This is a genomic window from Streptomyces sp. NPDC093111 (assembly GCF_040683955.1).
In the GTDB taxonomy this organism is placed as follows: domain Bacteria; phylum Actinomycetota; class Actinomycetes; order Streptomycetales; family Streptomycetaceae; genus Streptomyces.
In genome coordinates, this window is the sequence record NZ_JBFBNW010000001.1 from 214,217 (window position 1) to 227,744 (window position 13,528).

Below are 13,528 nucleotides of genomic sequence, written 5' to 3' on the forward strand. Positions count from 1 at the left end.
GGTGCTGTGTTTTCCGACTACAAGGTCGCCGACATCGGTCTCGCGGAGTTCGGCCGCAAGGAGATCACCCTCGCCGAGCACGAGATGCCCGGCCTGATGTCGATCCGCCGCGAGTACGCCGCCGACCAGCCGCTCGCCGGAGCCCGGATCACCGGCTCCCTGCACATGACGGTGCAGACCGCGGTGCTGATCGAGACGCTCGTCGCGCTGGGCGCCGAGGTCCGCTGGGTGTCCTGCAACATCTACTCCACCCAGGACCACGCGGCGGCCGCCGTCGCCGCCGCCGGGATCCCCGTCTTCGCCTGGAAGGGCGAGACGCTGGAGGAGTACTGGTGGTGCACCGAGCAGGCGCTGACCTGGCCGGGCGCGGACGGCCCCAACATGATCCTGGACGACGGCGGCGACGCCACGCTCCTCGTCCACAAGGGTGTGGAGTACCGCAAGACCGGTGCGCTGCCGGAAGCCTCCAACGAGGAACTGGCCGTCGTGCGGAGCCTGCTGGAGAACAGCCCGCTCGACTGGGCGACGATCGCCGTCGGCATCCGCGGCGTGACGGAGGAGACCACCACCGGTGTCCACCGCCTGTACGAGATGCACCGCGAGGGCGAGCTGCTGTTCCCCGCGATCAACGTGAACGACGCCGTGACGAAGTCGAAGTTCGACAACAAGTACGGCTGCCGGCACTCCCTGATCGACGGCATCAACCGGGCCACCGACGTCCTCATCGGCGGCAAGACCGCCGTCGTCTTCGGCTACGGCGACGTCGGCAAGGGCTCGGCGGAGTCGCTGCGCGGCCAGGGCGCCCGGGTCATCGTCACCGAGATCGACCCGATCTGCGCGCTCCAGGCGGCGATGGACGGCTACCAGGTCGCGACCCTGGAGGACGTCGTCGAGACGGCCGACATCTTCGTCACCACCACGGGCAACAAGGACATCATCATGGCGTCCGACATCGCCCGCATGAAGCACCAGGCGATCGTCGGCAACATCGGCCACTTCGACAACGAGATCGACATGGCCGGCCTCGCGCAGATCCCCGGCATCGTCAAGGACGAGGTCAAGCCGCAGGTCCACACCTGGACCTTCCCCGACGGCAAGGTCGTCATCGTCCTGTCGGAGGGCCGGCTGCTCAACCTGGGCAACGCCACCGGCCACCCGTCCTTCGTGATGTCGAACTCCTTCGCGGACCAGACCCTGGCCCAGATCGAGCTCTTCACGAAGACCGCCGAGTACCCCACCGGCGTGTACACGCTGCCGAAGCACCTGGACGAGAAGGTCGCCCGCCTCCACCTGGCCGCCCTCGGCGTCCGGCTCACGACCCTCCGCCCGGAGCAGGCCACGTACATCGGCGTCCCGGTGGAGGGCCCGTACAAGCCGGACCACTACCGCTACTGATGTGTACCGACGAGGTGCACGACAGACGTGATCCCTGGCTCCCGGACCATCTCCTGAAGACGGAGCGGGACCTGCTGATGCCGCTGCTGCGCCGGACGCCCGCCGAGGCGTTCGAGCTCCGCACGGCCTGTCCGGGCTGGACCGCCCGGCAGGTGCTCGCGCACTGCGGGGCGGCACTCGTCAGGATCGTCGAGGGGCGCCTGGAGGAGGGCGTGTTCCTGCCCGACGCCAACGCCTGCGACGTGGCCGAACGGGAGGACTGGCCGCTCGACCGGATCCTCGACGAGCTGGAGCGGGGCCTCACCGAGGCCGGTCCGGTCATCGCCGAGCGGGAGGACGGCCGGCTCGACGCCGTCGCGCTCGGTGAGTGGGTCCACGCCGGGGACGTACGGGAGGCCTTCGGCGAACCCGGCGCCTACTGCGGGGACGCCCTGGAACTCGCCCTGCCCCTGCTCTCCGTCACCAGCCGCAAGCGGGAGACCCCCCGCCTGGTCGGGGTCCTGGCGGACCGGGGCGGCGGCGAGGTGGACCTCGGCAACGCGATCGAGGGCCGGCCGCCCGCCCGCTTCCACGGGGACGCGGCGACCTTGATCCGCATCTACTCGGGACGCCCGCTGGTGAGGACCCGCTACGAACTGACGGGCGCGACGGAGCAGGAACTACTCATCTACCGCTGAGGGCGGTGGGCCCCGGTCCGAAAGGACCGGGGCCCACCCCTTTCACTCACGAAGAGGACCTTCATGCCCAGCACGGTGAACACCTGGGAGACGCTCGACGGGCTCCTGCACGACCAGGCGGCACAGCGCCCCGACGACCCCGCCGTGGTCTTCGGCGAGGAGACGCTGTCGTTCCGCGAGCTCCACGAGGGCGCCGCCGTCCTCGCCACGTACCTCCGTACGTTAGGGGTGACGGCCGACGCCCGGGTCGGCGTCCACGTCGAACCCTCACTCGAACTGGTGATCGGTACCTGGGGCGTGCTGTTCTCCGGCGGCGCCTACGTCCCGCTCTCCCCGGAGTACCCCGAGGAGCGCCTCCGCTACATGATCGAGGACAGCGGCGCCCGCGTCGTCTTCACCCAGGAACGCTTCCGCGCCCGCGTCAGCGAACTCGCCCCGCCCGGCACCACCGTCGTCACCCTCAAGGACGCCGTCCAGCACGCCTGGCGCACCGCCGGCGAGGAACACCCCCTCGCCGAGCCGGAACTGGACCCCTCCCAGCTCGCGTACGTCATCTACACCTCGGGCTCCACCGGCAAGCCCAAGGGCGTCATGGTCGAGCACCGCTCCATCGCCGCCCAGATGCGCTGGATGGCCGACGCGCACGCACTCGGCCCGGACGCCGTCGTCGTCCAGAAGACCCCGATGTCCTTCGACGCCGCCCAGTGGGAGATCCTCGCCTCCGCCGTCGGCGCCCGCGTCGCCATGGGCCCGCCCGGCGTCTACCGCGACCCCGAGGGCCTGATCGACACCGTCCGGCGGCACGGCGCCACCATGCTCCAGGGCGTCCCGACCCTCCTCCAGGCCCTCGTCGACACCGAGCGCCTCGGCACGTGCACCAGCCTGCGCCGGGTCTACTCCGGCGGCGAGATCCTCTCCCGCAACCTCGCCGTCCAGCTCCTCGCCGAGCTGCCCGAAGCCGAGCTGATCAACCTGTACGGGCCGACCGAGTGCACCATCAACGCCTCCTCGCACACCGTGGACCGCGCCACCGTCGCCGACGGACCCCCGGCGATCCCCATCGGTAGACCGGCGTACGAGACGACCTTCCACATACGCGACGGCGAACTGTGCATCGGCGGGGTCCAGGTGGCGCGGGGGTACCTGGACCGGCCCGAGCTCACCGCCGAACGCTTCGTCACCGCCGAGGACGGCGAACGCCTCTACCGCACCGGCGACCTCGCCACCTGGAACGAGGACGGCACCGTCCAGTTCGCCGGCCGCGCCGACAACCAGATCAAGCTCCGCGGCTTCCGCGTCGAGCTCGACGAGATCGCGCTCGCCATCGAGAACCACGACTGGGTGAAGTCCGCCGCCGTCATCGTGAAGAACGAGCCCCGCACCGGCTTCCAGAACCTGGTCGCCTGCGTCGAGCTCTCCCCGAAGGAAGCCGCCCTGATGGACCAGGGCAACCACGGCGCCCACCACCAGTCCAAGGAGTCCAAGCTCCAGGTCAAGGCGCAGCTGTCCAACGCGGGCACCCTCGACGCCGCCGCCCTCGCCGGCCGCCCCGTCGTCGGCCTGCCCGGCCGCACCCCCACCGAGCGGATGCGCCGCACCGTCTTCGCCCGCAAGACCTACCGCTTCTACGAGGGCGGCCCGGTCACCCGCGCCGACGTCCTCGCCGCGCTGGCCCGCCGCCCCGAGGGCATCGGCTCCCGCCAGATCGGCACCCTGACCGCCGCCGACCTCGGCGAGATCCTGCGCTGGTTCGGACAGTTCCCCAGCGACGAGCGCCTCCTCCCGAAGTACGGCTACGCCTCGCCGGGCGCGCTGTACGCGACCCAGCTGTACGTGGAGGTGCGCGGCCTCGCGGGCCTGGAGCCCGGCACGTACTACTACCACCCGGTCCACCACCGGCTGCACCTGATGGAGCCGGGCACCGCCGAGGGGGCACCCCTGGTCCGCTTCCGCTTCCGCGGCAAGTGGGCGGCGATCGAGCCGGTCTACCGGAACAACATCCGCGAGGTCCTGGAGATCGAGACCGGCCACATGGTCGGCCTCTTCGAGGAGATCCTGCCGGGCCTGGGCCTCGCCGTCCGCCCGGTGCGCGGCGGGGAGCCCGGGGACGCCGAGGACCTGGGCGTCTTCGCGCTCGTCCCGTACGACGAGGAGTCGGCCGCGGCCGGGGAGGCGGAGGTCGACCTGTACGTGCAGTCCCACCCGGACCGGATCGCGGACCTCCCGGGCGGCCAGTACGCCTACGAGAACGCCGGGCTGACGCCGCTGACCTCCGGCTCCGCCGGCCTGGTGGAGAAGAAGCACGTCATCGCGATCAACCAGGCCGTGTACGAGCGGGCCGGCCTCGGCATCACGGCGATCAGCCGCGGCACCGAGCCGTGGCGCGCCTACATCGACCTGGGCCGCGCCCTCCAGCGCCTCCAACTCGGCGACCACGGCCTCGGGTTCATGTCCGCCGGCTACAGCTCCATGTCCGGCAACCCGCTGCCCGCCGCCCGCCGCATGGACGAGGTCCTGGCGGCGGCCGGCCGCCCGAGCGGCCCCTCGTACTTCTTCGTCGGCGGCCGGATCAGCGAGGAACAGCGGCTCAGCGAGGGCATGTACGAGGACACCGTCCACATGAAGGGCCCCGCGGAGATGATCCGCGACGACCTGGTCAACCACCTGCCCGACTACATGATCCCCAACCGGGTCGTCGTCCTCGACCGGCTGCCGCACTCCGCGAACGGCAAGGTCGACACCAAGGCCCTCGGCGAACTGGCCGTGATCAACGCGGGCCTCCACGGCCGCCCGCACATCCCGCCGCGCACCCGCACCGAGACCCGGCTCACCGAGATCTGGGCGGCGGCCCTCAAGTACGAGGAGGTCGAGGCGGTCTCCGTGCAGGACGACTTCTTCGAGTCGGGCGGCAACTCGCTGATCGCGGTCGCGCTCATCACGAAGATCAACCGCGAGTTCACGGAGGCGTCCCTCCCGCTCCAGATCCTCTTCGAGGCCCCCACCATCGAGAAGCTGGCCCACCGCGTGGACGGCGCAGCGGCCACCCCCGCGTCCCGGCTGGTCCGGCTGCACGCCGACGGCGCCCAGTCGCCCGTCTTCTGCTGGCCCGGACTCGGCGGCTACACGATGAACCTGCGCTTCCTCGCCGAGGAGCTGGGCATCGACCGCCCGTTCTACGGAGTGCAGGCGCACGGCATCAACCGCGGCGAGACCCCGTACGCGACGATCCGCGAGATGGCCGAGGCCGACGTCACCGCGATCCGCCGCCGCCAGCCCACCGGCCCGTACACCCTGTGGGGCTACTCCTTCGGCGCCCGCGTCGCCTTCGAGTCGGCCCACCTCCTCGAAGCGGCCGGCGAACAGGTCGAGAACCTCTTCCTGATCGCCCCCGGCTCCCCGAAGATCCGCGCCGAATCCGCGGCGGGCGGCGCCTCGTACGCCAACCCCGGCTTCACCCAGATCCTGTACTCGGTCTTCGCGGGCACCTTGGCAGAGGTCCCGGCGAAGGACGCGGCGACCTTCGCCACGTATGTGTCGGAACGCTTCCCGTCCCTCGACCCGGAACTGATCGCCCGGATCATCGCGATCGTGGAGCAGACCTTCGACTTCACGTACACCTTCCGCGAACTCACCGAACGCAAGGTCTCCTGCCCGGTGACGATCTTCAAGGCCCAGGGCGACGACTACTCCTTCCTCGAAGGCACCACCGGCTGGTCCACCCGCCCCCCGACGGTGATCGAACTCGCCGCCGACCACTACAGCCTGCTGCGGGCCCCGGACCTGAAGGAACTGGTGAAGAAGATCCACTACCGGCTGGGGCGGTAGCCGGAGGGCGGGCGAGAGGAGGGCAACGCGCCGACGAGGGCGCGGGCTCGCCCCCATCTCGCCCGCCCGCCCTAGGCCGTATAGACCGTGGCCTTGGGGGCCACCATGCCCGGCGTGGTCCCCTCCACGGCCAGATTCCCGGTCCACAGCTCGTACCGGTTGCAGTAGAGACCGCCGAACGGGATCCGCCGCCCACCGGGTTCGAGCTTCCAGTCCGCTTGCTCCCACCGGGCGAGGAGATCACCACAGACCAGGGCCCGATGGGCTTGCAGCATGATCCACCGGCCCTGGTCGGTCTCGGTGGCGGTGTCCTTGTTCATGGCGGCGGCCATCTGCCACAGCCGGGAGGGACCGACCCCGGGCGTCAGCGGCCCGACGATCCCGACCTCCCCGAGCTTCCGCTCGTCCAAGTGGTGCGTGGCGTACCCGAAGACGGTCCCGAACAGGTGAAAGACACAGGTCCGGCCACGGCCTTCGGCGCCGTTGACGTCGTGCATGTTCTCGGCTCTGATGGCAGCGCGGCCCGGACGTCTTTCCCACGCCCGGGCCGCGCCTCGTCCAGTGGGTCGGCGTCAGCAGCAGGGGCCGTCGGCGCAGCAGGCGGGCTCGTTGCAGTCCGCGGCGAAGCCCCACAGCGACCGATCCACCTCGAACCCGGCGTCGCGGATCAGATCCATCACGTCGAGCATCAGACCGCCGGTACGGGTCTTGGAGTTCGGCGCGTGATGAAGGAACCGCCCGAAGTGCAGGCCGCACCAGGCGGCGTACTCCTGACTGTGCAGCATGAACGTGTGCCACGCGGGGTCCACGTCCCTGCTGGGCGCCATGACATCGCCCTTCCCCGACGTCCCCACGACCCACAGGAACGCCAGCCCCTCACTCATGACCCGGCCGGCGACGTCCACGCCGAGCCCGTACTCCTCGGCGCAGAACGCCGTCAGCTTCTCGAACAACTCGGGGGACACGAGGTCCCGGCCCCGTCGCAGAGCGACGGGCTTCTCGGGTGCGACCGTCATGACGAAGTCCCTTCTTCGGCCTGCAAGGCAGGCCATCGCTTCACCGTTGCCTGCCTGAGAGCGTGGCCTCGGCGCCGGGTGCGATCTAGGGGCTTTCCTGTTGCCGCAAGAGTTCGTCGCGGACATGCTCGACCAGTCCGCGCATGGGGTCGCCGTAGAGCGCCACTTCGGAGAACCGGTCGAAGGTGTCGGCGTAAAGCCGCACGTCCTTCGGGTCGGTCGTCGTGACTTCCGAGTGGAACGTTTCCACGATCACGAGTCGGTCGTCATGGAGGCTGAAACACGTCATGGGGAAGTCCGGCATCCGTGGGCCGGCCGGCACAACTCCCAAGGAGACGTGGGGAAGACGGGAGACGGAGACGAGTCGATCGAGCTGTAGTGCCATGACCTGCGGCTCGCTGACGAGCCACCGCAGGACGTGTTCGCAGATCAGGAACCGGAAAGACCGGTCGGTGTCGTACAGGGCGGCCTGCCGCTCGATGCGAGCGGCCACGGTGCGTGCCCTCGTCTCCTCGGGAAGTGCCGGGGGCAGGCGGAACACGGCGGTCATGTACTCGGGCGTCTGGAGCAGGCCCGGGATGAGCTGTCCCTGGAACAGCCTGAGGACGCGGGTGCCGGCCTCGATGGCCTTGATCGTGTTCTGGTGTTTCCACGGCCCCATCCGGCGCAGAAGGCGCCACGCCGTGGCTTCGGTCGCCTCCGCGCGGGCCGTCGCTATGAACTCCTCTTTCACGGCCTCGGAGATGCCGAGAGCGGTCAGGACGAGGTCCACGTCCTGGACGGAAGGGCGCACCTTCTCGTTCTCGATCTTCGACAGCTTGCCCGCGGACATGGAAGCCCTGCGGGCCACGGTGTCGCCGGTCATTCCCGACGCCTCCCGCAACGCCCGCAGGGCTCTTCCCAGGGACCGCGTACTCAGTGGTGCCGCTCCCAGTAGGCGGTGAACGGCACAGCGGTGGACAGGGCCGTGTCGCGGTAGGCGCGGTACTCGGCCGACCGGTCGGCGCCCAGCAGCTCGCCTCCGACGAACGCACCGCCCTGCGTGTAGTGCATGCGGTACACGTCCCGGTCGTCGAACAGCCAGAAGTCGTGATCCGGCAGCCCCGTCACGGTCTGCTCGGCGCGGTCGACGATGCCGATGGACTCACCGGCTGTGATGTTGCCCGGGTAGGCCGCGAGCTCGTAGCGCAGGTAGTCGGTGAGCGGCGAGGTGAGGACGTGGACGCGGGACACCCGCTTGCCCTTGTCCGTCATGGAGCGCACCCACGGGTTGTCGTGCCACTCGGGGCCCATGTCCTCGCCCGCGAAGTAGCGGGCCATCTCTTCCCGCTCGTCCTCCACGTCGTACATGGCCAGGGTTTCGAGGCGGAACGCCGTCCGCTCGAAGGTGTCGAAGAGCCTGCCGAACGCCTCGCCGGTCACGAGGTCAGGAGCGGCCACGGAAGTACTCCTCAAGCATGGCGGCGGGGATGCGTACGGCCGTCTCCCCGGTCGGCAGGTCGAGCTGCGCGAGTTCGGCGGGATCGGTGATCACAAAGCCCTGTACGACGTAGTCACCCGTCGCCGTCCTGGCCCACAGGGTCGGGCAGGTGCCGTTCTTGCAGTCCGGGTCCCCGGTCAGCTTGTGCAGCGGTTCGGCTGCCATGGCGTCCTCCACGTGTCGTCGCGAGTGCCCTCCTCGATGCTTCCGCCACCCAGTGATCAAGGTCAAGACGCCCGGCTTTCCAAGACAGGAAAGAGCCCTGCGCGGTACGGGCGGCGGCCCGGGGTCAGGTGGGCCGGTACTCCGCGTGGGGCGTGGCCCGGTCCCAGACGGCCTCGAACGCGCCGGTGCACAGCTTGTGGACGACGGGGTCCTGGGTCAGCTCCATCCAGCCTTCGGGGGTGCTCTCGCCGTTGCCGTCGAAGTGGAGTACGAGCACGGTTTCGTTGTCGAACACCCAGAAGTCGTTGCCGGGGAAGGCGATGTCCGTCGCCTGGCGGCGGGGGAGCCAGCGGATGTCCTCGCCGGCCGTCACGTTGGCGTCGGACACGTGGTGCTCGAACCGGATGTAGTCGGACTCCGGGACGGAGAAGACCCGGGCCCGCCGGATGCTCACACCACGGCCGGTGGCCTCACGGACCCAGCGCAGCCAGTGGCGGATCCCCGGGTCGTTGTCCTCGGGGAGGTCCCTCAGTCCCTGCTGCCACGCGATGAAGCTGGGGTCGGATTCCATGTACCCGTCCCGCATCTCCAGATGGATGGCGCTGTGCTCGGCCGCGGCGAGCAGTTCCTCAAACGACGGGACCGTCGTCACCGTTCACCTCCAGAAAGAGCACAACCGTAAGGGGGAGCCGGAAGAGGCGTCCATGCGGGAACGGGACTCTGCGCGTGTTCGCATGAACGGACCCGCAGGGCTGTTCCACCGGCCCATTCGGGTGCCGTCGTGGTGCGGGGCGGGGGGCCGGCTGGTGTGCTGGTCGGGACCCCGCACCTGCCCGCGTATGGGAGCAGCACCATGGCCGTCATCGTCACCGTCGAGATCCCCGGCGGCACCCAGCAGCAGTACGAGCGCACCAACGACCGGATCACCACCGAGTCCTGGTTCCCGCCCCCGGGCTTCATCGCCCACGCGGCGGGCCCGGACGGGACGGGCGGTTGGCGGGTGGTCGACCTGTGGGAGTCGGAGGAGGCGTTCCGGTCCTTCCTGGAGAGGGCGACGCCGATCTTCCAGGAGACGGGGATGCCGCCGGTGATCCCGAGGATCGACCCGCTGGTGAACGTGGTGGTGAGGTAGGCCGGTGACGTGGGTCGGTGAGGTAGGCCCGTGAGGTGGACCGGTGGCGTCGGCCGGTGATGTGGGCCGGTGGAGGGGACGGAGGGGGCCGCCAGGACCCGTCAGGGCCCGCCAGGGTCCTGTCTCCCGTGGGCCCGGCGGTGTAATCCCGTTGCGGGTGGCAGGGTTCCGGAGGGACCCTGCAGCGCATGACCACCTCCGATCTCTTCGCCGCCGACGGTCGCCTGAAGGCGATCCCCCGCAAGCCCGCCCGTAGAGCGGCGCTCCTCGACCACCTCGCCGCGACGCTCTTCGAGCCGGGTCGCGTGTACGCCGAGCGTGAGGTCAACGAGGCGCTGAAGGCGGTGCACGCGGACTTTCCGGCGTTGCGTCGCTATCTGGTGATCGGTGGGCAGCTGTCCCGGACCAAGGACGGTTCGGCCTACCAGCGACAGCTCGGCGTCCCCGTAGGAGCGACCACCGCCGTCGCGTGACGGCCGCGGTCCTGGCCGGCCTGCTCGCCGGCTACGGCATCGCGATCCCGGTCGGCGCGGTCGGCGCGTACCTCGTCGCCGTCACCGCCCGCACCGGCTGGCGCACCGGCGCCGCCGCGGCGCTCGGCGTCGCCACCGCCGACGGTCTCTACGCCCTCCTCGCGGTGGCCGGCGGTTCGGCCCTCGTCCCGTACCTGACCCCGGTGACGACCCCTCTGCGCCGGGTCTCCGCGCTGGTCCTGGTGGTGCTGGCCGTCCGCGCGGCGTGGACGGCGGTACGTACCCACCGTTCCGGCGCCCTGGCCTCCCGCGACGACGGCGCGACGGCCCTGACCCCGGCCCGCGCGTACGCGAGCTTCCTGGGCATCACGGTCCTCAATCCCATGACGGTGGTCTACTTCGTCGCCCTGATCCTGGCGACCGGCCCGCACGCCCCGTCGTCCGCCGCCGCACGCACCGCCTTCGTCCTGGCCGCCCTCGTCGCCTCCGCGAGCTGGCAACTCCTCCTGGCCACCGGCGGCACCCTCCTGGGCCGTATCCTCACCGGCCCTCGGGGCCGCCTGGCGACGGCCCTGGCGTCGAGCACGCTGATCGTGGTGCTGGCGGTGCGGCTGCTGGTGGGGTGACCGGGCCCGGCTCCGGCGACGCATTCCCGCCATCACGATTCGATGTCCTGACGGCTTCTCAACTTCCCTCGACTCAGGCCCACTTGTAGGTTGCGGGCGCGCGGCTGATCGTCGCGCGACCGACGGGGAGGCGGGGCTGCCATGGCGGTGAACGATCCCGATCTGCGTGTGCCCGAGGACGACGGGCTGAGCAAACTGGCCGGTGACCTGGAGTTCATGCAGCGGCACCTCGACGACCAGGTCCGCCGGATGGACGGGATCGTGGACCGGATCCAGGCCCGCTGGCACGGGGCCACGGGGGACGCCTACCGGACCCATCACGTCGAGGCCGCGCAGGACGCCGTACGCATCCGGGAGCACCTGCGGCTCCTGGAGGAGGCGGTCCGGTTCAGCCGGGACGGGTTCAGCGAGCGGGAGCTGGAGGTGCTGTCCCGGCTGCGGAAGGCCCAGAGCCAGGTCGACGTGGCCCGGGAGGCGAACGCCCTCCAGGCGCCGCCGCCGGGCGCTCCGGCCGCCGGGTCCGAGTCCGCACCCGTCCCCCGCAGCCGTATCGAAGACGTGTAGGGGGAGGAGCGGACATGGCGGGAGACGACCGGATAGCCGTGGACATCGCCGCGTTACAGGCGATGTCCGGGGAGCTGGAGGAGATCCTCCGGAAGCTGAACGAGCAGCTGGCCCAGTTGTACGAGCGCACCGAACGGGTGGTGCTCGGCTGGCAGGGCGAGGCCCGCGAGGAGTTCGTGATCACCCTGGACCGGTGGGCCAGGGACATGGCGGACCTGAAGGCCACGCAGGCCTGGCTGCACACCTCGGTGACCACCGCCCACGCGAACTACTCGGCCGCCCACCAGGCGGTCCTGCGCGGCTGGGGGGCCGCCTGATGGCCACTCCGGCGCCGCCCACGGGGGGAAGCGGGAACGGGAACGGGAACGGCGGCGGGAACGGGCAGCCGAACTCGCCCGCGCTCCCCTCCCCGGTCCCCGGCAAGCTCACCGACCCCCAGGGCAAAGACATCTCCCAGGGGCAGACGAAGCCGAAACCCGACCCGAACAAGGAGGTCCAGGACCTCAAGCCGTCCGTGGACCCGGGCGGGTTCCCGAGCGGCTTCGACGTCGACCCGACGCACGTCTGGTACACCTCGTACCTCATCCGGAACCATCAGACGGCGTTCGACAGGGCTCCCAGGAATCTTCTGGACACGCTGGACGGTCACAAGCACGTGTGCGGGGTCGGCTCGGGCCCGGAGGCGTTCGAGCGGGCGTACGACGAGATCTCGGGCCGCTACCTGGACGTGTGGGCCGTCTCGGTGGTCGCCGTCGGCGGTGTCTCGACCGGCCTGACCATCACCGCGAACAACTACGTCCGGGCCGAGTACGCCTCCAATCCGGCCCTGGGTACGCCCACCAGCCTGAAGCCGGTCCCCGAAGTCATCCGGATCCCGCCGGACTACGGGAAGGCGCCGTTCCTCGGCTGGCGGACCGGTGGCGGCGACAACTTCGCCGAGAAGATCATCAACGAGGCCCTCGGAGCCATCGGCAGCGCCATCCAGTGGCTGATCCGAGAGGTGATGGACAAGGCCCTCAAGCACGGCAAGGTCGGCCAGATCACTCCGGGCGGCGACGACGTCGAACTGCCGCTGGTGGCTGCGGCCTGGCGGAAGGTCGCGCAGGACGCCGAGAAGTCCGGCGCAGACCTGGACGCGGCGATCGGCTACCTGAGGAACCCCGACGCGTCCGCGGTGGAGTGGCAGTCGGCGATGAAGCAGTTCACGTCCAGCCTGTGGGGGACCGCCTCCTGGGGCAAGGGCGCCGGGTCCCCCGTCGCACAGGGCTACGACTGGAAGCACCCTCCGCTCCACATGACCCGGCAGCCGGTGCTCCGGATCCTGGTCGACATCGCGAACAAGATCGCGGCGATCCTCGACTCGTTCGCGACGGCGGTGCGGGACGTCCGCAAGGTGATCGAGCACGAGTACATCGAGGCGGGCAAGGAGCTCGTGCAGTCGGACAGCGTCAAGAACTTCCTGAAGGACCTCGGCTCCCTCTTCACGGGCCCGGCCGGACTCGCCGAGAACTTCCTGGACAACCTGAACGAGACCGCGCTCAACGCGGGCGTGGACCGGTACAACAACAGGACCCACGAACTCGCCCGGCAGCTGAAGGAGCTCCGGCCCGTCCTGGACGAGGCCCAGCGGACCGTTCCCACCTTCCAGGCCGAGGAGGCCCGCGCGCAGTCCGTGGGCGCCCGCTCCATCGAGGGGTACGGGACGGAGCACAACTGGACGGTCCCGGGCGACCAGGCGACCAATCACCGGTACCCGATCGACCTGGCCAACCAGGAGGACATGAAGGTCGACAACCAGACCGCGCACGGCATCGACCGCCACGTGGGGCTCACCGCGGAGCAGTTGCAGCGGCGCATGCGGGACGCGAACCCGACCCCGCCGGCCGCCTCCTCGTTCTACGACCTCAACACCGCCCAGCAGTTCGTCCAGTCGGCGATCGACCGGCAGCAGGCGTTCATCGCGCAGAAGATCCTGGACGACCCGAACGCCGCGCTCCAGCCCTTCAAGGTCGACTTCTGGCCGCAGGTCACGGGCATGAGCGTCACCACCCCGAACGGCACGCCGGTTCCCGTACACAATGTGAAGGTCCGTCTTCAGCTCACCGACGACGGACGCCAGCCCCCGTTCATCGTCGTCACCGCCTTCCCGGACTCGCCCTAGCCCTGTCAGGAATC

The 13,528-nt window shown here is 70.2% G+C and carries 15 protein-coding genes; 9 read left to right on the forward strand and 6 right to left on the reverse strand.

Annotated elements, in window-relative coordinates; all coding sequences use genetic code 11:
• Window positions 1–6 precede the first annotated feature (6 nt).
• From ahcY to AB0Q96_RS00955, 3 genes are all read left to right on the forward strand, one after another.
• Window positions 7–1,395, forward strand: a complete 1,389-nt coding sequence (gene ahcY / locus AB0Q96_RS00945) for an adenosylhomocysteinase (RefSeq protein ID WP_365320890.1) — start codon at window positions 7–9, stop codon at window positions 1,393–1,395.
• Window positions 1,395–2,072, forward strand: coding sequence for a maleylpyruvate isomerase family mycothiol-dependent enzyme (locus AB0Q96_RS00950; protein ID WP_365320891.1), 678 nt, complete (start codon window positions 1,395–1,397; stop codon window positions 2,070–2,072). The genes ahcY and AB0Q96_RS00950 overlap by 1 nt, the downstream gene beginning before the upstream one ends.
• A gap of 63 nt (window positions 2,073–2,135) precedes the next feature.
• Complete coding sequence (locus AB0Q96_RS00955; protein ID WP_365320892.1) at window positions 2,136–5,897, forward strand: amino acid adenylation domain-containing protein; 3,762 nt, start codon at window positions 2,136–2,138, stop codon at window positions 5,895–5,897.
• A gap of 71 nt (window positions 5,898–5,968) precedes the next feature.
• Here the strand turns inward: AB0Q96_RS00955 and AB0Q96_RS00960 are convergent, their stop codons facing one another.
• The 6 genes from AB0Q96_RS00960 to AB0Q96_RS00985 all read right to left on the reverse strand — a co-directional run bounded on the left by AB0Q96_RS00960 (window position 5,969) and on the right by AB0Q96_RS00985 (window position 9,210).
• The gene (locus AB0Q96_RS00960; protein ID WP_365320893.1) at window positions 5,969–6,394 is read right to left on the reverse strand and encodes a hypothetical protein; all 426 of its coding nucleotides are present in this window, start codon (window positions 6,392–6,394) and stop codon (window positions 5,969–5,971) included.
• A gap of 75 nt (window positions 6,395–6,469) precedes the next feature.
• On the reverse strand, window positions 6,470–6,913 hold the full coding sequence (locus AB0Q96_RS00965) for a hypothetical protein (RefSeq protein ID WP_365320894.1): 444 nt from the start codon (window positions 6,911–6,913) through the stop codon (window positions 6,470–6,472).
• Window positions 6,914–6,998: 85 nt separating this feature from the next.
• On the reverse strand, window positions 6,999–7,847 hold the full coding sequence (locus AB0Q96_RS00970) for a helix-turn-helix transcriptional regulator (protein WP_365321175.1): 849 nt from the start codon (window positions 7,845–7,847) through the stop codon (window positions 6,999–7,001).
• Window positions 7,829–8,353 carry a DUF6879 family protein gene (locus tag AB0Q96_RS00975; protein ID WP_365320895.1) on the reverse strand — a complete coding sequence of 175 codons (525 nt, stop codon included), beginning with the start codon at window positions 8,351–8,353 and terminating at the stop codon, window positions 7,829–7,831. The genes AB0Q96_RS00970 and AB0Q96_RS00975 overlap by 19 nt, the downstream gene beginning before the upstream one ends.
• Entirely contained in the window at window positions 8,340–8,558 is a 219-nt protein-coding gene (locus tag AB0Q96_RS00980) for a hypothetical protein (RefSeq protein ID WP_365320896.1), read from the reverse strand. Before AB0Q96_RS00980 ends, AB0Q96_RS00975 begins: the two co-directional genes overlap by 14 nt.
• Before the next feature lie 124 nt (window positions 8,559–8,682).
• A complete protein-coding gene (locus tag AB0Q96_RS00985; protein WP_365320897.1) occupies window positions 8,683–9,210 on the reverse strand; it encodes a DUF6879 family protein in 528 nt (175 codons plus the stop codon).
• A 201-nt stretch (window positions 9,211–9,411) separates the two neighbouring features.
• On the opposite strand from AB0Q96_RS00985, the gene AB0Q96_RS00990 reads away from it, so the two are divergent.
• From AB0Q96_RS00990 to AB0Q96_RS01015, 6 genes are all read left to right on the forward strand, one after another.
• Complete coding sequence (locus tag AB0Q96_RS00990; protein ID WP_365320898.1) at window positions 9,412–9,690, forward strand: hypothetical protein; 279 nt, start codon at window positions 9,412–9,414, stop codon at window positions 9,688–9,690.
• Between the two features lie 188 nt (window positions 9,691–9,878).
• Complete coding sequence (locus AB0Q96_RS00995; RefSeq protein ID WP_365320899.1) at window positions 9,879–10,163, forward strand: DUF2087 domain-containing protein; 285 nt, start codon at window positions 9,879–9,881, stop codon at window positions 10,161–10,163.
• Window positions 10,160–10,789, forward strand: coding sequence for a LysE family transporter (locus AB0Q96_RS01000; RefSeq protein WP_365320900.1), 630 nt, complete (start codon window positions 10,160–10,162; stop codon window positions 10,787–10,789). The genes AB0Q96_RS00995 and AB0Q96_RS01000 overlap by 4 nt, the downstream gene beginning before the upstream one ends.
• Before the next feature lie 141 nt (window positions 10,790–10,930).
• On the forward strand, window positions 10,931–11,353 hold the full coding sequence (locus AB0Q96_RS01005; RefSeq protein WP_365320901.1) for a WXG100 family type VII secretion target: 423 nt from the start codon (window positions 10,931–10,933) through the stop codon (window positions 11,351–11,353).
• A 14-nt stretch (window positions 11,354–11,367) separates the two neighbouring features.
• Window positions 11,368–11,670 (forward strand): WXG100 family type VII secretion target, encoded by a 303-nt coding sequence (locus tag AB0Q96_RS01010; protein WP_365320902.1) that lies wholly within the window; start codon window positions 11,368–11,370, stop codon window positions 11,668–11,670.
• Window positions 11,670–13,514: an RNase A-like domain-containing protein gene (locus AB0Q96_RS01015; RefSeq protein WP_365320903.1), complete on the forward strand. Its 1,845-nt coding sequence runs from the start codon at window positions 11,670–11,672 to the stop codon at window positions 13,512–13,514. Before AB0Q96_RS01010 ends, AB0Q96_RS01015 begins: the two co-directional genes overlap by 1 nt.
• Window positions 13,515–13,528 lie beyond the last annotated feature (14 nt).

Coding starts and splice junctions, on each gene's coding strand:
- AB0Q96_RS00960 (WP_365320893.1), bottom strand. CDS start 6,394: ATGCACGACGTCAACGGCGCCGAAGGCCGTGGCCGGACCTGTGTCTTT.
- AB0Q96_RS01005 (WP_365320901.1), top strand. CDS start 10,931: ATGGCGGTGAACGATCCCGATCTGCGTGTGCCCGAGGACGACGGGCTG.
- AB0Q96_RS00955 (WP_365320892.1), top strand. CDS start 2,136: ATGCCCAGCACGGTGAACACCTGGGAGACGCTCGACGGGCTCCTGCAC.
- AB0Q96_RS00990 (WP_365320898.1), top strand. CDS start 9,412: ATGGCCGTCATCGTCACCGTCGAGATCCCCGGCGGCACCCAGCAGCAG.
- AB0Q96_RS01010 (WP_365320902.1), top strand. CDS start 11,368: ATGGCGGGAGACGACCGGATAGCCGTGGACATCGCCGCGTTACAGGCG.
- AB0Q96_RS00995 (WP_365320899.1), top strand. CDS start 9,879: ATGACCACCTCCGATCTCTTCGCCGCCGACGGTCGCCTGAAGGCGATC.
- AB0Q96_RS00950 (WP_365320891.1), top strand. CDS start 1,395: ATGTGTACCGACGAGGTGCACGACAGACGTGATCCCTGGCTCCCGGAC.
- AB0Q96_RS00965 (WP_365320894.1), bottom strand. CDS start 6,913: ATGACGGTCGCACCCGAGAAGCCCGTCGCTCTGCGACGGGGCCGGGAC.
- AB0Q96_RS00980 (WP_365320896.1), bottom strand. CDS start 8,558: ATGGCAGCCGAACCGCTGCACAAGCTGACCGGGGACCCGGACTGCAAG.
- AB0Q96_RS01015 (WP_365320903.1), top strand. CDS start 11,670: ATGGCCACTCCGGCGCCGCCCACGGGGGGAAGCGGGAACGGGAACGGG.